The organism is Caballeronia sp. LP006, assembly GCF_031450995.1.
Taxonomy (GTDB): Bacteria; Pseudomonadota; Gammaproteobacteria; order Burkholderiales; family Burkholderiaceae; genus Caballeronia.
Genome location: NZ_JARTVW010000004.1, coordinates 913,521 through 939,485, shown reverse-complemented (window position 1 = coordinate 939,485; position 25,965 = coordinate 913,521). Strand labels below are relative to the sequence as shown.

20 protein-coding genes and 1 pseudogene are annotated in these 25,965 nt (G+C 61.6%); 16 read left to right on the top strand and 5 right to left on the bottom strand.

The genetic code is table 11. The features are described 5' to 3' along the window. Positions 1-693: 693 nt before the first annotated feature. The 7 genes and pseudogenes from P9250_RS14400 to P9250_RS14375 all read left to right on the top strand — a co-directional run. Positions 694-3,267, top strand: a pseudogene (locus tag P9250_RS14400) (filamentous hemagglutinin N-terminal domain-containing protein); the annotation flags it as partial. A gap of 42 nt (positions 3,268-3,309) precedes the next feature. Continuing rightward, positions 3,310-3,996: a hypothetical protein gene (locus P9250_RS32620; RefSeq protein WP_409014900.1), complete on the top strand. Its 687-nt coding sequence runs from the start codon at positions 3,310-3,312 to the stop codon at positions 3,994-3,996. After that, entirely contained in the window at positions 3,939-4,856 is a 918-nt protein-coding gene (locus P9250_RS14395; protein ID WP_310393660.1) for a hypothetical protein, read from the top strand. Before P9250_RS32620 ends, P9250_RS14395 begins: the two co-directional genes overlap by 58 nt. A gap of 96 nt (positions 4,857-4,952) precedes the next feature. Then, positions 4,953-5,849 carry an RHS repeat domain-containing protein gene (locus tag P9250_RS14390; RefSeq protein ID WP_310393658.1) on the top strand — a complete coding sequence of 299 codons (897 nt, stop codon included), beginning with the start codon at positions 4,953-4,955 and terminating at the stop codon, positions 5,847-5,849. 226 nt (positions 5,850-6,075) lie between these two features. Next, complete coding sequence (gene cas1f / locus P9250_RS14385; RefSeq protein WP_310393654.1) at positions 6,076-7,068, top strand: type I-F CRISPR-associated endonuclease Cas1f; 993 nt, start codon at positions 6,076-6,078, stop codon at positions 7,066-7,068. Then, positions 7,065-7,532, top strand: a complete 468-nt coding sequence (locus P9250_RS14380; RefSeq protein WP_310393649.1) for a hypothetical protein — start codon at positions 7,065-7,067, stop codon at positions 7,530-7,532. The genes cas1f and P9250_RS14380 overlap by 4 nt, the downstream gene beginning before the upstream one ends. Positions 7,533-8,671: 1,139 nt before the next feature. Further along, entirely contained in the window at positions 8,672-10,123 is a 1,452-nt protein-coding gene (locus P9250_RS14375; RefSeq protein WP_310393648.1) for an aldehyde dehydrogenase family protein, read from the top strand. Positions 10,124-10,315: 192 nt separating this feature from the next. Here P9250_RS14375 and P9250_RS14370 read toward each other — a convergent pair whose 3' ends face one another. Both P9250_RS14370 and P9250_RS14365 read right to left on the bottom strand, forming a co-directional pair. After that, positions 10,316-10,660, bottom strand: coding sequence for a hypothetical protein (locus P9250_RS14370; protein ID WP_250493641.1), 345 nt, complete (start codon positions 10,658-10,660; stop codon positions 10,316-10,318). Between the two features lie 97 nt (positions 10,661-10,757). Continuing rightward, on the bottom strand, positions 10,758-11,702 hold the full coding sequence (locus tag P9250_RS14365; protein WP_244829679.1) for a LysR family transcriptional regulator: 945 nt from the start codon (positions 11,700-11,702) through the stop codon (positions 10,758-10,760). Between the two features lie 438 nt (positions 11,703-12,140). Between P9250_RS14365 and oxlT the strand changes: the two genes are divergently transcribed. The 5 genes from oxlT (at position 12,141) to P9250_RS14340 (ending at position 16,801) form a co-directional block, all read left to right on the top strand. Next, the gene (gene oxlT, locus P9250_RS14360; protein WP_244829241.1) at positions 12,141-13,493 is read left to right on the top strand and encodes an oxalate/formate MFS antiporter; all 1,353 of its coding nucleotides are present in this window, start codon (positions 12,141-12,143) and stop codon (positions 13,491-13,493) included. 9 nt (positions 13,494-13,502) lie between these two features. Beyond that, positions 13,503-14,444, top strand: coding sequence for a LysR substrate-binding domain-containing protein (locus P9250_RS14355; RefSeq protein WP_310393645.1), 942 nt, complete (start codon positions 13,503-13,505; stop codon positions 14,442-14,444). Between the two features lie 289 nt (positions 14,445-14,733). Next, on the top strand, positions 14,734-15,747 hold the full coding sequence (locus P9250_RS14350) for a 2-dehydropantoate 2-reductase (RefSeq protein WP_309959202.1): 1,014 nt from the start codon (positions 14,734-14,736) through the stop codon (positions 15,745-15,747). 111 nt (positions 15,748-15,858) lie between these two features. Continuing rightward, complete coding sequence (locus tag P9250_RS14345; protein WP_244829244.1) at positions 15,859-16,080, top strand: hypothetical protein; 222 nt, start codon at positions 15,859-15,861, stop codon at positions 16,078-16,080. Beyond that, complete coding sequence (locus P9250_RS14340) at positions 16,070-16,801, top strand: GntR family transcriptional regulator (RefSeq protein WP_244829245.1); 732 nt, start codon at positions 16,070-16,072, stop codon at positions 16,799-16,801. The genes P9250_RS14345 and P9250_RS14340 overlap by 11 nt, the downstream gene beginning before the upstream one ends. Positions 16,802-17,005: 204 nt before the next feature. Here the strand turns inward: P9250_RS14340 and sucD are convergent, their stop codons facing one another. Together sucD and sucC are read right to left on the bottom strand one after the other, a co-directional pair. Next, positions 17,006-17,878 (bottom strand): succinate--CoA ligase subunit alpha, encoded by an 873-nt coding sequence (sucD, locus tag P9250_RS14335; protein ID WP_250467436.1) that lies wholly within the window; start codon positions 17,876-17,878, stop codon positions 17,006-17,008. Positions 17,879-17,892: 14 nt separating this feature from the next. Further along, positions 17,893-19,092 (bottom strand): ADP-forming succinate--CoA ligase subunit beta, encoded by a 1,200-nt coding sequence (gene sucC / locus P9250_RS14330; RefSeq protein ID WP_250493636.1) that lies wholly within the window; start codon positions 19,090-19,092, stop codon positions 17,893-17,895. A 310-nt stretch (positions 19,093-19,402) separates the two neighbouring features. Between sucC and P9250_RS14325 the strand changes: the two genes are divergently transcribed. The 4 genes from P9250_RS14325 (at position 19,403) to P9250_RS14310 (ending at position 25,592) form a co-directional block, all read left to right on the top strand. Continuing rightward, positions 19,403-21,169 (top strand): thiamine pyrophosphate-binding protein, encoded by a 1,767-nt coding sequence (locus P9250_RS14325; RefSeq protein WP_250526900.1) that lies wholly within the window; start codon positions 19,403-19,405, stop codon positions 21,167-21,169. A 38-nt stretch (positions 21,170-21,207) separates the two neighbouring features. Then, the gene (gene frc / locus P9250_RS14320; protein WP_244829248.1) at positions 21,208-22,464 is read left to right on the top strand and encodes a formyl-CoA transferase; all 1,257 of its coding nucleotides are present in this window, start codon (positions 21,208-21,210) and stop codon (positions 22,462-22,464) included. A gap of 81 nt (positions 22,465-22,545) precedes the next feature. Then, positions 22,546-24,744, top strand: coding sequence for an acetate--CoA ligase family protein (locus tag P9250_RS14315; protein WP_310393642.1), 2,199 nt, complete (start codon positions 22,546-22,548; stop codon positions 24,742-24,744). A gap of 59 nt (positions 24,745-24,803) precedes the next feature. Next, positions 24,804-25,592 carry a fumarylacetoacetate hydrolase family protein gene (locus P9250_RS14310; protein ID WP_310393640.1) on the top strand — a complete coding sequence of 263 codons (789 nt, stop codon included), beginning with the start codon at positions 24,804-24,806 and terminating at the stop codon, positions 25,590-25,592. A 112-nt stretch (positions 25,593-25,704) separates the two neighbouring features. Here the strand turns inward: P9250_RS14310 and P9250_RS14305 are convergent, their stop codons facing one another. Next, entirely contained in the window at positions 25,705-25,959 is a 255-nt protein-coding gene (locus P9250_RS14305; protein ID WP_244829251.1) for a CsbD family protein, read from the bottom strand. Between the last annotated feature and the right edge of the window lie 6 nt (positions 25,960-25,965).

The window sequence follows — 25,965 nt, the reverse complement described above, 5'->3', positions numbered from 1 at the left end:
TGCCCTGCATTCGAACCATCATCGCGGACGCACATCCGATCATCTTCTTCTGCGTGGCGCAGCCGCTAAGACAGCATACGAAATTGGCTTGGTTGGCCAGGCTACGTCCTTCGTTGAGCTCGTCCATGTGCTGAAGCAGCACGCGTGCGATGTGCTCGCCATAAATTTAAGCATGTCCGACGGCGCCCAAACGCGGCGCTGTTCGAGAACATTTGCCGTGTTTTTCCTGCCATCGAGTTTGCCGTTCTGACGACGCAAGATAATCCACGAGCGTCGCGCTCTATACGCGAGCACGGCGTCAAGCAATCGACCATAAGAAAGACAGCGCGGCGAAGATCATCGACGCCATTTTGCAGATCACCTCCGAATGACCTGCATGTAACGCGTGGCGAGGAGCGCTTCACGTCGTTCGCGACGGTGATCCGTGACCACCACGACGATTGCACGGGTTGACTTGAAACGCCAAGAAGCCGTCTTGCGGGCCGTGCTTACTCTGCCTCGACGCGTCGGACAAAAACGACTCCTTGTTATCGATCGACCAGCGCTTCGCAGGGCAGAACTTTTGTTGAATGTCAAGGCGCTCGCTCAAAGTCAGAGAATTCCGATTGTTACCAACGGTTAGTTTGCGCGTAAATAGCGGCCTTCCGCCTTGGGCGTGAGCTGCATCGTCGAAAGATCTAAAACAATAAGCAAATGAATAAGCATTACTACAGGTTAGTTTTCAATCGCGTACGACACATGCTGGTTGCGGTGGCTGAGTTTGCATCGGCGCACGGCAGCGGAGCCGCGCAGGGAGAAGGCGTTGCGCGGCGCGCACGAGCGGCCTCGGTGTTTCAGTCAGCTTTTAGCGCGATGGCCTGGGCGGCCATGCTGCTGCTCGGTTCGGCTTCCGGGCTGACGTTTGCACAGATCGTCGCAGCGCCCGGTTCTGGCGCGCAGGTCATTCAAACTCAGAATGGTTTGAATCAGGTGAATATCGCGCGACCGAGCGGGAGCGGTGTTTCCACCAATAATTTTTCACAGTTTGACGTGCCTGCGAAAGGCGCGATTCTCAATAATTCGCCCGTCAGTATTCAGACGCAACAGGCCGGTTATATCAGTGGTAACGGCAATCTGACGCCCGGCAATTCAGCAAAGATCATCGTCAATCAGGTGATGAGCAATGCGCCTTCGCAACTGCATGGGTATTTGGAAGTTGCGGGGCCTAAAGCAGAGGTGGTCGTCGCCAATCCGAATGGCCTGGTCATCGATGGCGCTGGCTTCATCAATACCTCGCGCGCCATTCTCACCACCGGCACGCCGAATTATGGCCCGAACGGCAGTCTCGCGGGCTTCAATGTCACGGGCGGGACGATCACCGTGCAAGGCGCGGGGTTGAATGCCACCAACGTCGATCAGGTTGATTTGCTATCCCGAGCAATTCAAATCAATGCGGCGGTGTACGCCAACAATCTGAACGCGATTGCAGGTTCAAATCAGATCGACTACAACACGCTCGCCGCGACGCCTATCGCTGGCAACGGTCCGGCGCCGTCGGTTGCGATTGACGTGAGTGCATTGGGCGGCATGTATGCCAACCGCATATTTTTAGTCAGCAACGAATACGGCGTGGGCGTGTCGACTAAAGGCGTGCTCGCGGCGCAAGCCGGTGACTTGACGCTGCAATCCAACGGCAAATTGGTTCTAGCGGGCACGACGAACGCGAGCGGCAACATCAATGCGAGCGCGGCGCAAGGCATCGACAACAATGGCACGACCTACGCGCAAGGCAACGTCAATGCGAGCACATCGGGCGCATTGATCAACAGCGGCACGCTCGCCGCGCAACAGAACGCCACGCTCAACGCGGGCGGCGTTTCGTCGACCGGCACGCTTGGCGCGGGCGTGAACGTCGATGGTTCGATCGCTCAGTCGGGCGATCTGACGGTGAGTTCGACCGGTGCAATCGCCGCCAACGGGCGCAATGCCGCGGGCGGCAATGCAACGATTCAGGGCGCAGCGGTGAATCTGGCGGGCAGTTCGAGCACGGCCAACGGCGATCTAGGGCTCGAGGCAACGGCGGGCGACATCAACCTGACGGGCGCGACGACGACCGCCGGCGGCAGCCTATCGGCGAAGGCCGCCGGCACGCTGACCAACGACAATGGCGCATTGAAATCGGGCCGCGCACAGACGATCACCGCAGGCGCGCTTTCCAATCGCAACGGCCAAATGATTACCGGCGATGCGCTGACGGAGAACATCGCCGGCGCGGTGCAGAATCAAGGCGGCACGATGCAAGCCGCAGGCGCGTTTTCCATGCGCGCCGATAGCCTCGATAACAGCGCGGGCCATCTCACGTCGCTCAACGCGGATGGCTTGAGCATCCATGTCGCGGGGCTGCTGAATAACGCGCAGAACGGCGTGATCGGCGGCAACGGCAACGTGATCGCGCAAGCGGGTCAACTTGCGAACGCCGGATCGATCACCGCGGTGCAAGACCTTACGGCGAGCGCCACGCAAGCGCTCGTCAACTTTGGCACACTCGCGGCGAACGGCGACGCGAGCGCATCGGCCGGCACGACGCTGACAAACGCCGGCAGTCTCTCAGCCGGTCAAACGGTAAGGGCGAGCGCCGCGACGCTCGATAACAGCGGTGGCACGATCACCGGCGAGCAGGTCGCGCTCACCGCGGCGAACCTCGCCAATCGCAACGGCAGCATTACACAGACCGGCGCGGGCGCGACCACGCTTGCGGTCTCGAACACGCTGGATAACACCAACGGGACGATTGAGACCAACGCGCCCGGCCTGACGCTCGCGCCCGCCGCGATCCTGAACGACAACGGCAAGATCACGAGCGCGGGCGCAGGCGCGCTGTCGATCACGACAAGCAGTCTGTCAAATAACGGCGGCACGATTGCGACCAACGGCGCGCTCGTCGAGAACGTCAGTGGCGCGATATCGAATCAAGGCGGCGCGATGCAGGCGGGCGGTGCGCTTTCGTTGCGCGCGGGCAGTCTGGACAATACGAGTGGAAGTATCGCGTCCCTCGGCACGGGCGGCGTGGCGCTGGACGTCGCGGGCTTGTTGAACAACGCACGGAATGGCGCGATTGGCGGCAACGGGAGTGTCATCGCGCAGGCGGGGCAGCTCGTGAATGCGGGCTCGATCACCGCAGTGCAGAGCCTGATCGCCAGCGCCGTGCAGACGGTGTTCAACAGCGGCACGCTCGCGGCGAACGGCAAGATCACGGTATCGGCTGGCACGACGCTCACGAATTCAGGCGCCATCGCGGGCAATCAGCTCGCGCTGTCGGCATTCGATCTCGTGAACCGGGGCGGCAGCATCACGCAGACCGGGATCGGCGCGACTGCGTTCATCGTGTCGGGCACGCTGGACAACACCTCGGGCTCGATTCAAACCAATGCCGCGGATCTGACGCTCGCGCCGGCCGCGCTCGTCAACGACAATGGCACGATCGCCAGTTCGGGCAATGGCACGCTGTCCGTGAGCACGAGTTCGCTTTCGAACACCGGCGGCACGATTGCGACTAATGGCGCGCTTGCCGTGACGAGCGGTGTGCTGTCGAACCTGGGCGGCACGCTTGCCGCGCAAACGTCGGCGACGCTCGATGTCGCGTCGCTCGACAACCGCGCGGGCGGTTATGTGGGCGCGCAAAACGTATCGATCAACGACACGGGCGCGCTCGACAACACGAACGGCACGCTGCAAGCGAACAATAGTTTAGCCGTGACGGCGCAATCGATCTCCAACGACAACGGTTCGATCGCCAATGGCGGCGCGAGCGCGACCACGGTCACGGCCAGCGCTGCGCTGACGAACACGAACAACGGCTTCATTGGCGGCAATGGCGACGTATCGGTCTCGGGTGCGAGCGTCGATAGAACCGGGGCGGCAGCATCACGCAGACCGGGATCGGCGCGACTGCGTTCATCGTGTCGGGCACGCTGGACAACACCTCGGGCTCGATTCAAACCAATGCCGCGGATCTGACGCTCGCGCCGGCCGCGCTCGTCAACGACAATGGCACGATCGCCAGTTCGGGCAATGGCACGCTGTCCGTGAGCACGAGTTCGCTTTCGAACACCGGCGGCACGATTGCGACTAATGGCGCGCTTGCCGTGACGAGCGGTGTGCTGTCGAACCTGGGCGGCACGCTTGCCGCGCAAACGTCGGCGACGCTCGATGTCGCGTCGCTCGACAACCGCGCGGGCGGTTATGTGGGCGCGCAAAACGTATCGATCAACGACACGGGCGCGCTCGACAACACGAACGGCACGCTGCAAGCGAACAATAGTTTGGGCGTGACGGCGCAATCGATCACCAACGACAACGGTTCGATCGCCAATGGCGGCGCGGGCGCGACCACGGTCACGGCCAGCGCTGCGCTGACGAACACGAACAACGGCTTCATTGGCGGCAATGGCGACGTATCGGTCTCGGGTGCGAGCGTCGATAATTCAGGCGGCACGCTGGTTGCGGGCGGCGCGCTTGCGGCGCAATCGATGAGCGGCTTCACGAATCGCGCGGGGTTGATTCAGGGCAACACGGGCGTGTCGCTAGGCGCTCTGGGCGCGATCGATAACACCGGCGGCCAGATCGAAGCCGATGGCGATAGCGCGGCCTTGAGCGTCGCGGGCGCATCGATCGACAACACGAACGGACGCATCGCGAATACCGGCAGCGGCGCGAGCACCCTGAACGCGGCGTCGATCACCAATAGCAATACGGACGGCGTGGCGGGCGCGGGCATGCTAACCGACACCAACGGCGAACACGTTGCGCTGGATGGCCATCTCACAGCGTGCGGCAGTCGAATAATTGCCTTGGGCGATCATGGCTCGATTGATTGATCGTCTTCAATCACAGGCGGCGTGTCACCTCAAGGCTGCGTCGTCTGTTCTATGCTCTCGACTTCCTCGCCTTCGTCGAGCTCGCGTAGCGCGACGATGCCCTCTGTATCGGTCTGCGAGCGCGACCCGATGGGGCGGCTCACGACCGCCACGGCCGCTGGCAGCACGACCCGCCTGCACTACGACGATGCGAACAACCTGATCGCCGAAGAGCAGCACGTTCGCCCGTATTACCGGGGCCAGTATTCGACCGTCACGCGCCACCAATACGATGTGCTCGGCAATCGCACGAAGACCATCCTGCCGAACACACGCTCCATCGACTGGCTGCGTTATGGCTCGGGCCACGTCCACGGCGTCATGCTCGACGGCAAGCCGCTGATGGACTTCGAGCGCGACAAGCTGCATCGGGAAATCAAGCGCACGCACCGCAGCTTCACGCAGGCGCGCCAGTACGATCCGGTGGGACGGCTCGCACAGATGTCGGTGCGTCATGTGAGTTCGGTGAATTTGCTCGATGTGCTGGCCGAGCGCACCTATGGGTACAGCACGGCGGGCAACCTGACGCGCATCGAGGACCATGCGCGCGGGGTGACCGATTACACCTACGATCCGGTAGGCCGGCTGCTCAAGTCGGCGACGCCCGACCTGACCGAAATCTTTGCGTTCGATCCGGCGGGCAATCCGGTCGATGCCGACAAGGTTCCACCGCGCCCGGCGATCGAGACGGCCGAAGCGCGTGCCGCGCGCCATGCCCGGGAGGATGAAGAAGACGCGGCATTGACACGCGCCGGCCGAAGCGCGCCAATGCGCTGGCGCGGCTCGGAGGACACGAGCAACTTCGGGGCGTGGTGGAGGTCGCTGCCCAAGTGCATCGGCAACGTACTGAGGGAATTGGACTCGACGAGCTACGACTACGACGAGCGCGGCAATCTGATCACGAAATCGGGCGGCGCTCAGCTGAGAAAACCTACGGCCGGTCACGAACATTGAGCCCTGCTATTTGCTGCCGCATAGGCAGCCGAGAAACAACAGCTCCCGTCGCTCGACAACTCCCATTCCCAAAACACACCCCCTTCCAGCGCAATGCAATCCGCCAGCGTTGATCGCCAGGTTTCCGAGATGACGCAAACCTTAAAATAAACACACCACGTCCACAAAAAGCATTCGACCTCAAGCCTCCCCAGAAGCAAAGAAGCGAATAAAAAAAATCAAAGAAATGGATCACATAAAAGCCACCGATCTAAAAACCATCCTCCATTCCAAACGCGCCAACCTCTACTACCTCGAACACTGCCGCGTCCTGGTAAATGGCGGCCGCGTCGAGTACGTCACCGATGCCGGCAAAAGAAACCTCTACTGGAACATCCCTATCGCGAACACGACCAGCATCCTGCTCGGCACCGGCACGTCCATCACGCAAGCCGCGATGCGCGAACTCGCCAAAGCAGGCGTGCTCGTGGGCTTCTGCGGCGGTGGTGGCACACCGCTCTTCAGCGCCAGCGAAATCGATATCGAAATCGCCTGGATGTCGCCGCAAAGCGAATATCGGCCGACGGAATATCTGCAAGCTTGGGTGCGCTTCTGGTTCGACGACGGCGCCCGCTCTCACGCCGCCCGACACTTGCAAACGAGCCGTCTCGCGCGACTTCGGCACGCGTGGACCGCGCGCGCGTTACGCGAGGCCGGATTCGCAGTCGACATCGAGCGTTTTGAAGCGCTGGTGCAGCAGTTCGGCAAACAGATTGCCGATGCCGCCGATTCCGCCGCGTTACTGCTCATCGAAGCACGTCTCACCAAGGCCCTGTTCAAGCTCGCGGTCGATGCAGTCGGCTACGGCGATTTCACACGTGGTAAGCGCGGCAGCGGCACCGATCCCGCTAACCGGTTCCTCGATCACGGTAGCTATCTGGCCTATGGTCTCGGCGCGACAGCCACCTGGGTGTTGGGCCTGCCTCACGGTCTGGCCATCCTCCATGGCAAGACACGGCGCGGCGGTCTGGTGTTCGATGCAGCCGATCTCGTGAAAGACGCCGTCATCCTCCCGCAAGCGTTCCTGTCTGCCATGCGCGGCGACGACGAGCAAGCGTTTCGCCGCAACTGCATCGAGGCGCTGACGCGCGACGAGTCGCTGGACTTCATCATCGACACGCTCAAGGCCATTGCGCTCGAAACTCCACATGGCACGCAGACATCGGATGCACGCTCATGAACGTCCTGTTCGTCTCGCAATGCTCGAAGCGCGCGCTTACCGAAACCCGGCGCATTCTCGATCAATTCGCCGAACGCCGCGGCGACCGCACCTGGCAGACGCCCATCACCCAGGCGGGTCTCGATACGGTACGCAAACTGCTGCGGCAAAGCGCCAGAAAAAACACGGCCATCGCATGTCACTGGATACGCGGGCGCGATCACAGTGAACTGATGTGGATAGTCGGCGACGCGCGGCAGTTCAATACGGAAGGCGCCGTGCCGACCAACACGACCACAAGCGACATCCTCCGCGCCGACGATGAAACAACGTGGCACCGGCTTCCCCTGATCTCGGCGCTGAGCGCGTTGGCCGCGCTGCTGCATGATCTCGGCAAGGCCATACAAGCATTTCAAGACAAGTTGCGTAAGCCCGGCGTGCACGAGACTAACCATTATCGTCACGAATGGGTATCCCACACGTAGCCTCTCTAAATGAAGGGCTACTCGTTTCCCTTCATCGAAAGTTGTCGAGATAATGGCGAGTACCATGTCGCCCGTGGTAGTCCTATCGGCGTGTCGTACGGCAAATTTCGTCATAGCTGTACGTCGAGCTGGATTGAGCCGGGTTTGCTTGTCTTGATGCGTTGAGTTCGCCCAACTGTGTCCGTGGTTCCCTCAAAGAAGGCTTTGGAACTGGTACGCACGCGATAGCGTACATTCGCGAGGGGTTCGCCTGTCGCATGGTCGCGCAACGTGAATGTTTCGTCATAGTTTAAGGCGACGGACGACTTCGCGAAGCCGCTTGACACAGCGACCTCGGCCGACGCGGGGCGCGCTTCGCTATCGTCAACAATCCTGTGCCGACGGCCGTAGACCGAAAAGATAGTAGGCATGGTCGCACATTTACACGCTACATGATCGCCGTCTTCAGCCTGAAGTCTGCCGAGAATGTTCGTGCGTCGATGCCGCCTAAGCCGTGCGCCTTCGACAATCGTTCCCTCCGTGCCGCATGCGGCACAGAAAGCAAAGTCGCCGATACGTGCCGCAGTTCGGAGTCGGCCGCTTTGATCCGCGATCCTGAAAGGGGCGGCCCCTCGAATGACATAACTGTCTTTGTGACTGCTAAGTGGATCGCCTTCTACCGCAGCACAATAAATAGTCATGCCGTGCTCTCAGGTCGTTAGCGCGCACAGATACTTAGTTTTGCCGTCTTGTGTGCTCACGTTTTATCTCCGTCCAAGGTTAAATGTCCTATGACGGTATCGCGAAATAGTTCGATGGAGCATTGAAATTTGTAAAATCAATCTTGCAATGAGAGCGTTGCTAAGAGGCAGCGAGTGCGCAGCGCGACCGAGAAAACTTAAGTCGCCGACGCTTAGGCTTAGAAGTCGACCGGGAGCTGCAGCCTAGTGCAGAAGTTGTCTGCCGCCGCGTAACCAACCGCCAAAACCCCGACTGAAAAGCCATCACCCAAACCCCTCCGCCCGCTCGCCCAAGCCGCCAAAGAAACCCGAAACCACCCACCCATACACCCCACCCTATACAAACGATAAGAATGTTTTTCTATCGACAACGCCGTAAGTGCCCCACCATGACACGATTCGATAAAAGCGGAGACGATCATGGCAAGCACCACGGATTTGAAGCGCTACGAACTGCTGATCGGCGGCGAGTTCGTCCGGCCCGGCGGCGCGGAATACTCGACGAATCTCGATCCCGCCACTGAAGAGCCGATCGCCTACGTCGCGCAAGGCACCGCCGCCGATGTCGATCGCGCCGTGATCGCCGCCCGCGCAGCGCTCAAGCCATGGAACGCCATTCGCGCGGCGGATCGCGGGCGCATTCTGATGAAGCTCGCCGACCTCCTGCGCCAAAATCAGGACGAACTCGCCGCGCTCGAAAGTCTCGACGGCGGCAAACCGATCGCGGCCGTGCATCGGCAAGACGTGCCCGCCGCCATCGACACGCTGACCTACTACGCCGGCTGGTGCGACAAAATCAACGGCCAGGTCGTCCCCGCGCGACCCGACGCGCTCACCTACACCGTGCGCGTGCCGGTCGGCGTCGTCGCGGCCATCGTGCCGTGGAATTTTCCGCTGATGATCGGCATGTGGAAGATCGCGCCCGCGCTTGCCTGCGGCTGCACGCTGATCGTCAAGCCCGCCGAAATCACGCCGCTCTCCGCGCTGATGATCGGCCGGCTCGCGCTCGAAGCCGGCGTGCCGCCCGGCGTGCTCAATATCGTGACGGGCAAGGGTTCGGTCGTCGGCGATGCGCTCGTCGCGCATCCAGGCATCGACAAAGTGACGTTCACGGGATCGCCATCGGTGGGACGCGGCATCCTGCAAGGCGCGGCAGGCAACTTCAAACGCGTCACGCTAGAGCTGGGCGGCAAATCCGCCAACGTTATTTTCGGGGATGCCAACATCGACGGCGCCGTGCGCGCGGCCGCCTCGGGCATCTTCTTCAACGCGGGGCAGGTGTGTTCGGCGGGCTCGCGCATCCTGGCGCAACGCACGGTCTACGACGAAGTGATCGAGCGCCTCGCCGAGCGCGCGCGCACCATCAAGCTCGGCGATCCGTCGAAGCGGGAAACCAACATGGGCCCCGTGATCTCCGCCAAGCAGATGCAGAGCGTGCTGAATTACGTGGACATCGGCAAGGAGGAGGGCGCGTCGCTCGTGACGGGCGGACGGCGCGTCGGCGAGCGCGGTTACTTCGTCGAGCCGACCGTATTCGCGAACGTCGAACACGAGATGCGCATCTCGCAGGAAGAAATCTTCGGACCGGTCGCAAGCGTGATTCCCTTCGATGACGAAGCCGACGCGCTACGCATCGCGAACGGCACGCTGTATAGCCTCGCGGCGGGCGTGTGGAGCGCGGATATCGGACGCGTGCATCGCATGGCGGCGGGGCTCAAGGCGGGCACGGTGTGGATCAACACTTACGGCTATACGGATGTGCGCTTGCCCTGGGGCGGCTCCGGCGATTCCGGCTTCGGCCGTGAACACGGCGATGTCGCCATCGAAAACTTTACGGAGCCCAAGGCGGTTTGGGTTTCATTGACGCCTTGATAGGGGCTTTTTAAACAGCGGCAGCTTTGAATGAAGACTGCTGCTTGTTTCTGTAGGGAGCGCGTTCGTCGGCGTTCGGATTGCCTCACCTGCACAACCCAATGCCGAAAGGCGGCCCGCACTAATGCCGGTCCGCCTTTCGAAAATCATGAAAGCGCGTTCAACGTCTCATACGAATACCGAAGCCGAGAATCAAGCTCGCACCTCTTTTCCTTCGTCATCCCGCGCACGCCAAAGCCGCGCGCGCTGCGTGCTGTCTTCATACTGCACGGTGTTTTGGCGGCACGCTTCGATTGTCGAATTCTTCCGCTCGACAATCGCGCCGCAAAGAAACTCCGCGCTGTAAGCCTTCAAAAGATGCGGCGAATGCGTCGCGATATATTGGGCGATCTTTCCGTAATCGCTTTCGGTCGAAGCGAGCGCGCGGTAGGTATCGGCATCCCAACGGAACATAAGGTCGAGCTCTTCGAATGCAGTATTGAAAGCGCACACTTGCGCCTGAACTTCGCGGTCGTCGCTTAAGGTCGCATGACTCATTTTCGTCTCCTGTATGGCCGTGGGGCTTCCATGCAGGATAGGGAACTCGATCCATTTACGAAAATTAAACTTTCTTCGCGTTTATATTTTGGATGACTTATACATCGGGTTTACCGGTACTCGCGACAATATGCGTAATCGCTTCGATTTGAGCCGCGCCTTCATCGACAAGAAATTGCTTGAATGCCAATGCAACCGGAGGCAAACGCTTGTTGTTGCGATGAACGACGAACCAGTTGAGCATGACGGGGAAACCCTTGATATCCAGCACCGCGAGTTTGCCAACTTGCAGTTCCATGCTGATGGTGTGAGCAGACAAAAAGCTCACGCCCATGCCCGCAATGACAGCCTGCTTGATGGTTTCCGTGCTGGTTATCTCCATCGCCACGTTCAGATTGGCGAGCCGGCCGGCAAAGCCTTCTTCCATCGAATTCCATGTGTCGGAACCGCGCTCGCGAACGATAAACGGTTCATCCGCAAGCGCTTCTAGCGGCACGTCCTTGAGCCCGACCAGCGGATGATCCGGCGGCGCAACGATCACATACGGGTGCGGCGCGAAAGAGATATTCACCGTGTCCATATCGCGTGGCGGCCGAACCATGACGGCCAGGTCGGTGAGATTATCAGTCAGTTGATGCAGCAGTTCCTCGCGATTATGAACCGCAAGATTGAGGCGGACATCCGTATTACGTTTGGTGAATGCCGCAAGCAAGCGCGGAAAGAAGTAGTCGCCCGCGCTAATGACCGCCACGTTGAGCGTACCGCCCGAAACCCCTTTGAGCCGCGCCATGGCGTCATCGGCTTCGCGGAATTGTTCGAGGATCGCGCGGCTGTGATGAAGCATCTCGTTGCCCGCGGTCGTCAGATAAATCTTTTTGCCGAGTTGCTCGAAAAGCGGCATGCCCGCATGTTCTTCGAGCTGTTTGACCTGAGTGGAAACAGCCGGCTGAGTGAGATAAAGCTCTTCGGCCGCGCGGGAAAAGCTCAACCGGCGTGCAACCGTTTCGAAGATTTTGAGTTGACGCAGGGTAGCATTACGCAGCACGGCGGGCCCTCATCCATTCACGAAACTGAATTTATACAATAATTTTTTCTAACTTTCCTTAATCGTTTATATCCCCCACGATGCTTTCACGTCCTGCCAGTCTGTAAGACTTTCAAGGGCGAAGCGCACGGCCCCCACGGCTCGGCATCTTTAGTACCCAGCCAAAAAACGAAGCCTGCAAAGGCCGCATCAACCATCCAGCTCTATTGGGAATCGCTCGAAATGATTCTTCGATCGCCTGACGCGGATGCTTGCCGGATGTTCTCATCCATCGCCTTGTTCGATACGCGTTGCCACGCCCACGCCCGCGTCGCGTTACCCGAGCACTTTCCCTGACCGACCGCCACGCCGCCGACGCGCATATCGATGCACTCGCGCCGGCATCTCGCTGTAAATCAAGCGCCGCACGAGCGCGAATGAATAACGGAGACAGACATGGCAAGCGCAGACACGGTTGTGTCCGGGCAACCGCACGGGCGTCATCACAACAGGTGGGTTCAGTTGACGATCGGTATCCTGTGCATGGGACTCGTCGCCAACCTTCAATATGCATGGACGCTGTTCGTCGTACCGATGGATGCCAAGCACCATTGGGGCCAAGCGGCGATCCAGACCGCCTTCACCATCTTCATCGTCACCGAAACCTGGCTCGTGCCCGTCGAAGGCTGGCTCGTCGATAAGTTCGGGCCCCGGCCCGTCGTCATAGGCGGCTCGATCTGCGCGGCCATCGGCTGGTGCATCGATGCGCATGCGACCAGCCTCATGCATCTCTACATCGCGGCCGTGGTGGCGGGCGTGGGCGCGGGCTGCGTGTACGGCACGTGCGTGGGCACGGCGCTCAAGTGGTTCCCGGACAAGCGCGGCCTTGCGGCGGGTTTGACGGCCGCTGGTTTCGGCGCGGGCGCGGCGGTCACGGTCATCCCCATCTCCAACATGATTCAGAGTGCGGGCTACGAGCACGCGTTCATGTTCTTCGGCATCTTCCAGGGCGTGTGCATCTTCCTGCTCGCGCTCATGCTGATTCGTCCGAAGCCGCCCTTGAACGTGGTTCCGGCCAAGCGCGTGGTGTCCACGAAAATCGACTACACCACCGGGCAGATGGTGCGTGCGCCGCTCTTCTGGGTGCTGTACCTGATGTTCGTGTTCGTCGCGGCGGGCGGCGTGATCGCCACGGCGCAGTTCGGCCCCATCGCCAAGGAATACGGCTTCGCGAAGATGCCCGTGAATATCCTCGGCGTGACCTTGCCGCTGCTTGCGATGACGCTGTCCATCGACAACCTGTGCAACGGTTTCACACGGCCTTTGTGCGGCTTCATTTCGGACAAGATCGGCCGCGAGAACACCATGTTCATCATCTTTCTGGGCGAAGGCGTGGCGCTGCTCGGGTTGATGCAGTTCGGCCACAACCCGTACATGTTCATGCTGTTCGCCGCGCTCACGTTCCTGTGCTGGGGCGAGATATTCTCGATTTTTCCCGCCACTTGCGCGGATACTTTCGGCAGCAAGTACGCGGCGGCCAACGCGGGCACGCTTTACACGGCAAAAGGCACGGCGTCGATGCTGGTGCCGCTTGCCTCGGTGCTCGCGTCGATCGGTTCGTGGAACGCGGTCTTCATCACGGCGGCGATCACGTCGATTGCAGCGGGCCTGTGCGCTAAGTTCGTGCTCGCGCCGATGCGCAAACGCTGGATCGAAAACACGGTCGCCGAAACGGCCGCGGATTCGTCGATCAACGCGTCGTTTCAGGCGGGCTGGAGCGACGCGCCGCGCAAACCGTCGGTGCAGTGAGCGAGCGGCATGCGCGATCGTCGAGGTGAAATCGCGCCGCCGCTTTGCGTATCGCTGCATCAGTTGCGGTTGTTCGTCACGCTCGCGCGGCATCGCAGTTTCACCCGCGCGGGCGATGAATTCGGTATCACGCAGTCGGCGGTCAGCCGCAGCATCCGCGAACTCGAGGATGAACTCGCGCTGCGGCTTTTCGACCGCACGACGCGTCAGGTCGCGCTCACCGATACCGGGCGTACGCTGCTCGGGCGCATCGCGCCGCTCGTCGAGGAACTCGAAGCGACGCTGCGGCCGCGCACCGCGAACGAAGCCGAACCGGGCGTCGTCAATCTTGCCAGCAGTTGCAGTCTGACCGCGAGCGTGTTGCCTGCGTTGCTCGGCTCGTGTCATGAGCGGCATCCGGGAATCGCGGTCGAGGTGATGGACCGGCCGCAGAACGCCGTGCTGCAACTGGTGCGTTCGGGCGAAGCGGACATGGGGCTCGTGATCGCGCCCGGGAGTCTCGACGAACTCGTTGCGGAACCGCTTTTCGACGACGACCTCGCTGCTGTCGTCAACGTGTCGAGCCCGCTTGGCGATGCGGACTATATCGACTGGACGCAACTGCGCGCTTCGCCACTTCTCCTCCTCGATGACGACACCGGCAGCCTCGATGCCATCGAAGGTGCGCTTGCGCGTCACGCGGTGACGGGCGCCTTGCGTCAGCGTCTCGCGCAGCCGATTGCCGTCGCGCGAATGGCGCAGGCGGGACTTGGCATCGGCGTCTTGCCGATGCATGCGCGGATGGCTTGCGAGACCATCGGCGTGCGGTTCGTGCCGCTTGCGCCGCGGGCCGTGCGAACGGTGATGCTCGTGCGGCGGCGCGGGCATGCGTTGCGGGCGAATGCGGCGCATGTGTGGTCGCATGTTGCGGCGTCTTCGTCGCGGAGTTCGATGGCGTTTCAGGCTGCGTGAATCCGCGCGGACGCCGCGCAGGCGTAGTCATACGTCGAGTGCTATGCATCGTCACCCGGCGGTGCGCAGAACCTTAGTCGTCGCTATCGAACTGTTCCTGTTTGACGCTCACGCGGCGCGCGCGCTTAATTCCCTAGCAGGCTCTCCCAAACGACACGACACGAACGCGCTCCTTGTGCGGGTTTCCGCTCGCCCGAAACCGCGCGATTCGCCTTGTCGCTCCCCATCATGGAATGTAGTATCTTGTATATCAGAAGGTGAGCCGCATACAACCTCAGGAGACGAAATCATGAAAATCTGCGTGTATGGCGCCGGTGCGATTGGTGCATATATGGGCGCGCAACTCGCGCGGGCTGGAGCGGACGTCAGCTTCGTGGCGCGCGGGCCGCATCTCGCGGCGATGCAAGCGAACGGTGTGAAGCTTCAGATCGATGGCGAGGAACACGTCGTCAAAGTCCGCTGCACGAACAATCCCGCCGAACTCGGCCCGCAAGATTTCGTGATCATCGCGCTGAAGGCGCATTCGGTGCCGGGCGTCGTCGATCTCATTCCGCCGCTCCTTGGACCCGATACGGCGATCATCACCGCCGTCAATGGCCTGCCTTACTGGTACTTCTACGAGCATGGCGGCGAACTCGCTGGAACGACGCTGCAAAGCATCGACCCAGGCGGGCGGCAGTGGAGCGTGTTCGGACCTGAGCGCGCAATCGGCTGCGTGCTGCTGCCGGCGGCGGAGATCGCGGAGCCGGGCGTCATCAAGCATGTGTACGGCAAGAAGTTTCCCATCGGCGAACCGAGCGGCGAGATCACCCCGCGCCTGCAGGCGCTGCACGACATCATGGCCGCCGCCGACATGGAAGCGCCGATGCGCGACAACATCCGCGATGAAATCTGGCTCAAGCTCTGGGGCAACCTGTGTTTCAACCCGATCAGCGCGCTCACGCATGCGACGCTCGACGTGCTGACGAGCGACCCCGGCACGCGCGCGCTTTCCAAAGCGATGATGCTGGAAGCAAAAGCAATCGGCGACAGGATCGGCGTTAACTTCCGCGTCGATGTAGAGCGGCGCATCAATGGCGCGGGCGCGGTGGGCGCGCACAAGACATCGATGCTCATGGACTGCGAAGCCGGCCGCCCGATGGAGATCGATCCGCTCATCACCGTCGTGCAGGAAATCGGGCGCCTCGTGAAAGTCGAGACACCGATGATCGATGCCGTTCTCGCATTGATCAAGCTGCGCGAAGGCGTAAACCAAGGCACGGCCAAGGCTTTACCGCCCCCGCAAACGCAGAAAGCCGCCTAAACTGCATCCAGGAAGCCGACGTTGTTTCTGATATACAAGATGCAAAATATGTTGAAATGTATTGCAACGCAACATATACTGTGGGCTCTTGAAGATTAACCGGAGCCTGAAATGAGCATCGCCTTGTTGGTTGTCATCGGATTCGCGCTGGTTGCCGTGGGTGTGGGCGTTACGTTTATGATTGCGTCGGCGGTGCCGCAGGACATGCTGCAGCGCGCACAGGATCACGGTCGGTTTGCCGGTCTCGCGGCGGACGACCAGAACGGCGGTTCGGGCAAGCGTGTCGATGCTTCCCGCCCGCATATGGGAACTCAAGTCATCAATGCCATCTGATACTCAATCCGTAGACCGGCCGGACGTTCGCCCAAGCGGCCTTACGCTGTCGCTCGAGCCGATCAATGCCACGGTTTCGCTGCGCGATCAGGCGTACGCGAAGCTGCGGCAGGCAATAGCGGAAGCGGACATCTACCGTTCGCGGGAAGAGATCCGTCTCGACGAAAAAGAACTGACCGAAGCACTGGGCGTAAGCCGCACGCCCATTCGCGAAGCCATGACGCTGCTGGAGCAGGAAGGTTTTCTGCGAACCGTGCCGCGTCGCGGCGTGTATATCTTGCGCAAGACCAAGCGCGAGATCGTCGAGATGATCCACATGTGGGCGGCGCTGGAAAGCATGGCGGCGCGCCTTGCCACGCAGCGCGCGTCGGACGAGGAAATCGCGCAGTTGCGCCACATGTTCGACAACTTCCGCGACGCCACGCCGGCAGAGCACATCGACGAATATTCGGAAGCGAATATCGCGTTTCATCAGGCTATCGTGCGGCTGTCGAAGTCGCAGATCATCTTCGACACGATCAAGAACATCTTCGTGCACGTGCGCGCCATTCGCAAGATGACGATCTCGCAGAGCGACCGCGCGTCGCGCTCGATTGTCGATCACATGCGGATTATCGAGGCGCTCGAGAAGCGCGACACGGAACTGGTCGAGCGGCTGGTGAAGCAGCATTCGCTGGATCTCGCCGCGTTCGTCGAGGCAAATTGCGACTTTCTCGATTGAGTCCGAACTGAAAGCTGGCAGGCAGGTTGAGAAAGGCCGCGTGACGATTGAACGTCACGCGGCTTTTTTTGTCCTGCACAGCCGAGACTGCGGTACCTGGTTTCAGGTGGCTCGCGCGCGTCTGCACGCTGACAAGTTTGACGACGGCTGTCCGACTATCTTGCCGCGCCGGGCAAGCCACTCAATTCCCCATGGCGCCCTTGCTTACCGCATCGCGTGAAGCATCGTTTCGCCGAGCGCGGCGGGGGAATCGGCGACATGAATGCCCGCTGACTTCATTGCGTCGATCTTCGCGCTTGCCGTGCCCGAACCGCCCGAAATAATCGCGCCCGCGTGCCCCATGCGGCGTCCCGGCGGCGCGCTCGTGCCGGCGATAAACCCGACCACCGGCTTCTTTGTGTTCGCGTCCTTCAGAAACTGCGCGGCTTCTTCCTCCGCCGATCCACCGATCTCGCCGATCATGATGATGCCTTCAGTCGCGTCGTCTTCGAGAAAGAGCGCGAGGCAATCGATGAAATTCGTTCCATTCACCGGATCGCCGCCAATGCCGATGCAGGTCGTCTGCCCGAGCCCCGCAGCGGTGGTCTGCGCGACGGCTTCATAAGTAAGCGTGCCCGAGCGCGACACCACGCCTATTTTCCCCGGCCGATGGATATGCCCCGGCATGATGCCGATCTTGCATTGCCCAGGCGTGATGACGCCTGGACAATTCGGCCCGACGAGCCGGCTGCGCGAGCCGGTGAGCGCGCGCTTCACGCGCAACATGTCGAGCACCGGAATGCCTTCGGTGATACAGACGATGAACGGCACCTCCGCGTCGATGGCTTCGAGGATGGCATCGGCGGCGAAGGGCGGCGGTACGTAGATGACGGATGCATCCGCGCCGGTTTTCGCGACCGCGTCGGCGACGGTATCGAATACGGGCAGGTCGAGATGCGTCGTGCCGCCCTTGCCCGGCGTCACGCCGCCAACCATGCGCGTGCCGTACGCAATCGCCTGCTCGGAATGGAACGTGCCCTGCGCGCCGGTGAAGCCCTGGCAGATGACCCTGGTATTGCTATCGATCAGAACGCTCATTGTCGGCTTCCTCGTCAGTGATGGGCAGCGGCGACGGCGCCGACGATCTTGTCGGCGGCATCGGCGAGATTTTCAGCGGGGATGATGGTGAGGCCGGAGTTGCGCAGAATCTCGCGGCCCGCGTCGACATTCGTGCCGGCAAGGCGCACGACGAGCGGCACGCGCAGGTCGATCTCGCGCGCGGCCGCGACCACGCCTTCCGCGATCACGTCGCAGCGCATGATGCCGCCGAAGATGTTGACGAGAATGCCTTGCACTTTGGGGTCGCGCAGAATCAGCTTGAACGCGGTCGCGACGCGTTCCTGGGTCGCGCCGCCGCCCACGTCGAGGAAGTTGGCGGGCTCGCCGCCGTAGAGCTTGATGATGTCCATGGTCGCCATGGCGAGGCCCGCGCCGTTCACCATGCAGCCGATGTTGCCGTCGAGCTTCACGTAATTGAGGCCGTGTTTCGCGGCTTCGATTTCGGCGGCATCTTCCTCGTCTTCGTCGCGCAATGCTTCGATATCGGGATGCCGATACAAAGCGTTGTCGTCGAAATTGAGCTTGGCATCGAGCGCGATGACATCGCCGGAACCGGTGACGACGAGCGGATTCACTTCCACAATGGAGGCATCCAGATCGACGAACGCCTGATAAAGCGCCGCGATGAACTTTGATGCCGCCGCCACTTGCTTGCCGCTCAAGCCTAGCCCGAACGCGACTTCGCGCGTGTGAAACGGCTGGAGACCCGTTGCCGGATCGATCGACACCTTGAGAATTTTCTCCGGCGTGCGATGCGCCACTTCCTCGATCTCCATTCCGCCTTCGGTCGACGCCATGATCGTGATGCGCGACGTGGCGCGATCCACCAGCATGCCGAGGTAGAGCTCGCGTGCGATGTCGCAGCCTTCCTCGATATAAAGCCGTTTCACTTCCTTACCCGCAGCGCCGGTTTGCTTGGTCACGAGCACCGACGCGAGCATCTGCTGCGCGTTTTCTTGCACCTCGTCGACAGATTTGACGACGCGCACGCCGCCTTTGCCGTCGGGATCGTTGGCGAAGCGGCCCGCGCCGCGTCCGCCCGCATGAATCTGCGATTTCACGACCCAGACCGGGCCGCCGAGGGCGCGCGCCGCGTTGGCCGCGTCGATCGCGGAGAAGGCAACCTGGCCTTGCGGTACGGCGACGCCGTACTTCCGCAGCAGCGCCTTCGCCTGATATTCGTGGATATTCATCGTGTCTCCCTAGTCGTCGGTTCTCTGAGCGCAACCGGGCTTCAGCGACTGCGACAGTGCGCTGAAATATGATATATCACATATCACGATAAGATTTCACGCTGTTTTGTTGATGCTCTGCAGCACGAAACACGCGCTTAAGAAGATGCGGAGGCGCTATGAAGGGATGACGCATTGCATCACAGGGTTTTCGCCATCGCTCGACACTTGACTAATACTGTGTGTGGAATATTGTATATCACAGCAACCGGACGGCAGCGCGACGTCACGGAAGCCTTGAACACAACCCCCTTCGAGGAGGAGACAAACAATGTCCGAAGTCGTCAGCAGCCGTCCGGAAGTCGCTCCCGCCACCACCACCGCGGATGACACGCTCAAACAAAAAACACGCGGCGCGGGTGTCGTCTCGGGCGGCCATTTGGTCGCCCGAGCGCTCAAGAACGAAGGCGTCGATACCATCTTCACGCTGTGCGGCGGTCATATCATCGATATCTACGATGGCTGCGTCGATGAAGGCATTCGCATCATCGATGTCCGTCACGAACAGGTCGCCGCCCACGCCGCCGATGGCTACGCGCGTCAGACCGGCAAGCTCGGTTGCGTCGTCACCACGGCCGGCCCCGGCTGTACCAACGCGGTGACGGGTGTCGCCACGGCGTTTCGCTCGGAAAGCCCGATCATCCATATCGGCGGGCAGGGCGCGTTGACGCAGCACAAGATGGGCTCGCTGCAAGACCTGCCGCACGTCGACATGATGGCGCCGATCACCAAGTTCGCCGCCACCGTGCCGAGCACCGAACGCGTCGCCGACATGATCTCGATGGCCGCGCGCGAAGCCTTCAACGGCGCGCCCGGCCCGGCGTACCTGGAGATTCCGCGCGATGTGCTCGACCGCGAAATCGATGTCTCCAAGGCCGTGATTCCGCAGCCGGGACGGTATCGCGCATCGACGAAATCGGTGGGCGATCCGCTCGATATCGAGAGGCTGGCCGATCTGCTGGTCGACGCCGAGCGTCCCGCGATTCTCTACGGCCAGCAAGTGTGGACCGCGCGCGGTCACGAAGAAGCCATCGCGCTGTTGCGCGGCCTCGACGTTCCCGGCTACTTCAACGGGGCGAGCCGCGGCCTCTTGCCGCCGGGCGACCCGCATCACTTCGACCGCACGCGTTCGCAAGCCTTCGCGAAGGCCGATGTGATCGTGATCGTCGGCACGCCATTCGACTTCCGCATGGGTTACGGCAAGCGCATCAGCCGCGACCTGAAGCTCGTGCAGATCGACATGGATTACCGCACGGTCGGCAAGAACCGCGATATCGATCTCGGGCTCGTAGGCGACCCGGGCGCGATCCTCGGTGCGGTGCTGCAAGCGGCGAGCGGACGCATCAAGAACGACAAGCGCCAGAGCCGTCAGGCGTGGATGCGCGAACTCGCAGCGGCGGAAGAAACCGCGACGGCCAAGCTGATGCCGCTCTTCACGTCGGACGCGAGCCCGATTCATCCGTACCGCGTCGCGCACGAGATCAACCAGTTTCTATCGGACGACACGATCTATATCGGCGATGGCGGCGACGTCGTGACCATTTCCGCGCAGGCCGTGCGTCCGCGCCGTCCGGGTCAGTGGATGGACCCCGGCGCGCTTGGTTCGCTCGGCGTCGGCACGGGCTTCGCCATCGCGGCGGGTCTTGCGAACCCCGAAAAGGAAGTACTCTGCTATTACGGCGACGGCGCTTTCTCCATGACTTCGTTCGACATGGAAACCGCGAATCGCTTCGGCGTGCCGTATCTCGCCGTCATCGGCAATAACTCGGCGATGAACCAGATCCGCTACGGCCAGCTCGCCAAGTACGGTCAGGAGCGCGGCAACGTCGGCAATCTGCTCTCGGACGTGCCGTATGGCCGCTTCGCCGAAATGCTCGGCGGCTATGGCGAGGAAGTGTACGAGGCCTCGAAGATCGCGGGCGCGTTGCAGCGTGCGCGGGAATCGATCGCCAAGACGGGCAAGAGCGCGGTCGTCAACATCTGGGTCGATCCGACCGTGTACGCCCCCGGCACGATGGCTCAAACGATGTACAAATAAAGCCACTGACAAGCCACTGAAGACATTGGGAGACAGCCATGAATAATTCGGGCAAGGCACTGGATGGCGTGCGCATCCTAGATTTCACGCACGTTCAGTCGGGGCCGACCTGCACGCAGTTGCTCGCGTGGTTCGGCGCGGACGTCATCAAGGTGGAGCGCGCGGGCGCCGGAGACATCACGCGCGAGCAGTTGCGCGATATTCCCGACGCCGACAGCCTCTACTTCACGATGCTCAACCACAACAAGCGTTCGATCACCATCGATACGAAGAATCCCGAAGGCAAGAAGGTGCTCGAAACGCTCGTCAAGAAGTGCGACGTGCTGGTCGAGAACTTCGCGCCGGGCGCGCTCGATCGCATGGGCTTTACGTGGGAGCGCATTCAGGAGCTGAACCCGAAGATGATCGTGGCGTCGGTCAAGGGCTTTGGGCCCGGACCGTACGAAGACTGCAAGGTGTACGAGAATGTGGCGCAATGCGCGGGCGGCGCGGCATCGACGACGGGTTTCGACGATGGCCCGCCGGTCGTCACCGGCGCGCAGATTGGCGACTCGGGCACGGGCTTGCACCTCGCGCTCGGGATCGTCACGGCGCTGTATCAGCGCAATGCAACCGGGCGCGGCCAGCGCGTGCTCGCGGCGATGCAGGACGGCGTGCTGAACCTGTGCCGTGTGAAACTGCGCGATCAACAACGGCTCGAACGCACCGGCACGATGAAGGAATATCCGCAGTATCCGAACGGCACATTCGGTGAGGCGGTGCCGCGCGCGGGCAACGCCTCGGGCGGCGGTCAGCCGGGCTGGATTCTCAAGTGCAAGGGTTGGGAGACGGACCCAAACGCGTATATCTACTTCATCACGCAGGCGCCGGTCTGGGGCGAAATCTGCAAGGTGATCGGCAAGGAAGAGTGGATCGACCATCCGGACTACAAGACGGCCAACGCGCGCCTGCCGCATCTGAAGGACATCTTCGCGGAGATCGAGCGCTGGACCATGTCGAAGACCAAGTTCCAGGCCATGGAGATTCTCAACAAACACGACATTCCGTGCGGCCCGATTCTCTCGATGAAGGAAATCGCCGAAGAGCCGTCGCTCAGAAAAACCGGCACCGTCGTCGAAGTGGATCATCCGGTGCGCGGCAAGTATCTGACGGTCGGCAATCCGATCAAACTGTCGGATAGTCCGACCGAAGTCGTGCGCTCGCCGCTGCTTGGCGAACACACCGACGAAGTCATGGCCGAACTCGGCTACTCGCCCGATCAGATCGCGACGCTGAGAAGCCTCGGCGCAATCTAAACGCCTCATTCGATGCCTGTCGCGCCGCCTCCTCGTGATGCGGCGTGGAGTGGCACGTCCATACGAACGGAGACAAGTCAGATGAACAGCACCGTTGTGCAGGAACGCAATGACTCTTCGACGCAAGTCGCGAACGCTATCCCGCTGCATGCAGCCGATGCGAAACGCCGCGTGGCGGAAGTGTTCGATCGCGTGAAGGCGGAAGGGCGCACGTCGCTCACGGCGCCGGAAGGCAAGCTCGTCTGCGATGCATACGGCATCGCCGTGCCGCGGGAAGGCGTCGCGACGAGCGCGGACGATGCGGCGAAACTCGCGTCGTTCATCGGCTTTCCGGTGGTGCTGAAAATCGTCTCGCCGGAGATTCTGCACAAGACGGAAGCGGGCGGCGTGCTCGTCGGCGTGAAGAACGAAGCCGATGTCAAAGCCGGCTTCGCGACGATCATCGAGAACGCGAAGAACTACGACGCGAACGCGACGGTCCTCGGCGTGCAAGTTCAGCAGATGGTCGGCGCGGGACAGGAGGTGATCATCGGCGCGGTGACCGATCCTTCGTTCGGCAAGCTGATCGCGTTCGGGCTAGGCGGCGTGCTCGTCGAAGTGCTGAAGGACGTGACCTTCCGGCTCGCGCCCGTCACGCGCGACGAAGCCGCCTCCATGCTCGACGGCATTCAGGCGGCTGAAGTGCTGCGCGGCGTGCGGGGCGCGGAGCCGGTGCATCGCGAGAGTCTCGTCACGCTGATCGAGCGCGTGTCGCGCCTCATCGACGACTTCCCGCAAATCTCGGAGATGGACCTGAACCCGGTTTTCGCGAGCCCGAGCGGCGCCGTGGCGGCGGACGTGCGCATCGTGATGGACTTCGAGCCTGCCGCGCCGCGTTACCGGCCGACGCAGGAGCAGATCGTCGCGCAGATGAACCGCATCATGAAGCCAGACGCACTCGCCGTGATTGGCGCGTCGAACGAGGACGGCAAGATCGGCAACTCGGTGATGAAGAACCTCATCAACGGCGGCTACCAGGGCGCGATCTATCCGATCCATCCGAAAACCGACGAGATCATGGGCCACAAGGCGTACAAGAGCGTGAAGGACGTGCCCGGCGTGATCGATGTCGCGGTGTTCGCCATTCCCGCGAAGTTCGTCGCGCAGGCGCTCGTCGAAGTCGGCGAGAAGCAGATTCCCGGCGCGGTGCTGATTCCTTCGGGCTTCGCGGAGACGGGCAATCACGAAGGCCAGGAAGAACTCGTGCGGATTGCGCGTCAATACGACATTCGCATGATGGGCCCGAACATCTACGGCTTTTACTACACGCCCAAGAATCTCTGCGCGACCTTCTGCACGCCGTATGACGTGAAGGGCAAGGCGGCGCTGTCGTCGCAATCCGGCGGCATTGGCATGGCGATCATCGGCTTTTCGCGTTCGGCAAAGATGGGCGTCTCGGCAATCGTCGGGCTCGGCAACAAGTCGGACATCGATGAAGACGACCTGCTCACGTTCTTCGAGCAGGACGACAACACCGAGATCATCGCGCAACACTGCGAGGACTTGAAAGATGGCCGCGCGTTTGCCGAAGCCGCGAAGCGCGTATCGAAGAAAAAGCCGGTCGTGGTGCTAAAGGCCGGACGCACGAGTCTCGGCGCGCGTGCGGCCAGTTCGCACACCGGCGCGCTCGCGGGCAACGACAAGATCTACGAAGACGTGTTTCAGCAATGCGGCGTGATCCGTGCGCGGTCGCTGCGCGATTTGCTGGAGTTCGCGCGCGGCATTCCCAAATTGCCGACGCCCAAGGGCGAGAACACGGTCATCATCACGGGCGCGGGCGGCTCGGGCGTGTTGCTCTCGGACGCGTGCGTGGACAACGGCCTGTCGCTCATGACCATGCCCGAGGATCTCGACGCCGCATTCCGCAAGTTCATTCCGCCGTTCGGCGCGGCGGGCAATCCGGTGGACATCACGGGCGGCGAGCCGCCGACGACCTATAAGAACACGATCAAGCTTGGCCTCGAAGACGAACGCGTCCATTCGATCATCCTCGGCTACTGGCATACCATCATCACGCCGCCGATGGTCTTCGCGAAGCTCGTGATCGAAGTGAAGGAGGAGATGAAGGCGCGCGGTATCGAAAAGCCGATCGTGGCGTCGCTCGCGGGCGACGTGCAAGTGGAGGAGGCGGCGGAGTATCTATACGCGCATGGCGTGCCGGCCTATGCGTATTCGACCGAATTGCCAGTGGCGGTGCTCGGGGCGAAATATAAGTGGGCGCGCGGCGCGGGATTGATCTGAGCAAAGCGGGGCGCTTAGGCGCCCCGCGGCGCCCCTTCCTAATCACACGGACCTTCATAGTGACCACTTGGATTCGTTTTCGCGATGCCGACGGCCGTATTGGCTTCGGCACGCTCGATCCGCACTCCGGCCGCGTCGTGCAGCACGACGGCGCATTGTTCGGGCAAGCACGTCCGACCGACATCTCCTTCGCCGCCGACGACCTCACCCTGCTCGCGCCTTGCGAACCGAGCAAGGTCATCGCGTTGTGGAACAACTACTACGCGCTGTCGCAGAAGCTCGACAAGGCGCCTCCTGCGCATCCGCTCTTTCTGATCAAGCCGCCAATGTCCGTGATCGGGCCGAACGAGTCGATCAAGCGGCCGAAAAGTTATCACGGCAAGATTGCGTACGAGGGTGAACTGGGAATCGTGATCGGCAAGACGGTTTCGGGCGCGTCGGTGGAAGAGGCCGAGGCCGCCATTTTCGGCTATACGTGCGTGAACGATGTCACCGCCATCGAACTCTTGCAGGAAGATCCCAACTTCGCGCAATGGAGCCGCTCGAAGGGCTTCGATACCTTCACGTGTCTCGGGCCCGCCATCGTTACGCCAGGCAACGGCTTCGACTGGCGCGCGGCCCACGTGGTCACGACGCTGGACGGCGTCGAGCGTCAAAATTATCCGCTCGACGACATGATCTTTTCGCCCGCCGAGCAGGTCAGCCTGCTGTCGCACGACATGACGCTCGTTCCCGGCGATGTCATCGCGTGCGGTACGTCGATCGGCGTGGGATCGATCAAGGACGGCGCGCGCGTGGAAGTGACGATTCGCGGAATCGGTACTCTGGCGAACACGCTCGCGGCTTGAAGCGGTGTGAGCGGTGTGAGCATCGTGCAATAAAAAACGGCAAAGCCGACTTGCGGACTTTGCCGTTTTTTCACGCCTGGCGCCATGCGAGATGGCGCCGCGCGTCGATGTCTCAACGATCGCGATTCCACAGCGCGCCGAGCACGAAGCCCACGGTCGCCGCGATCAGCAAACCGTTGATCGGCTGACTCGCCACCGCCACGCGCAATTGATCCACGGTCTCGCCGTAGCTCTGCTGCAGCGAGCCGAGCGCCTGCCGCGTCTTGCCGGCCACTTGCGTTTCCGAGTCGCCCGTAAGCGCGCCAACCGCATCCTGCACCTTGCCCACGACCTGTTGCGCCGCGCCTTCCACTTGATCCTGCACCATGGTGCC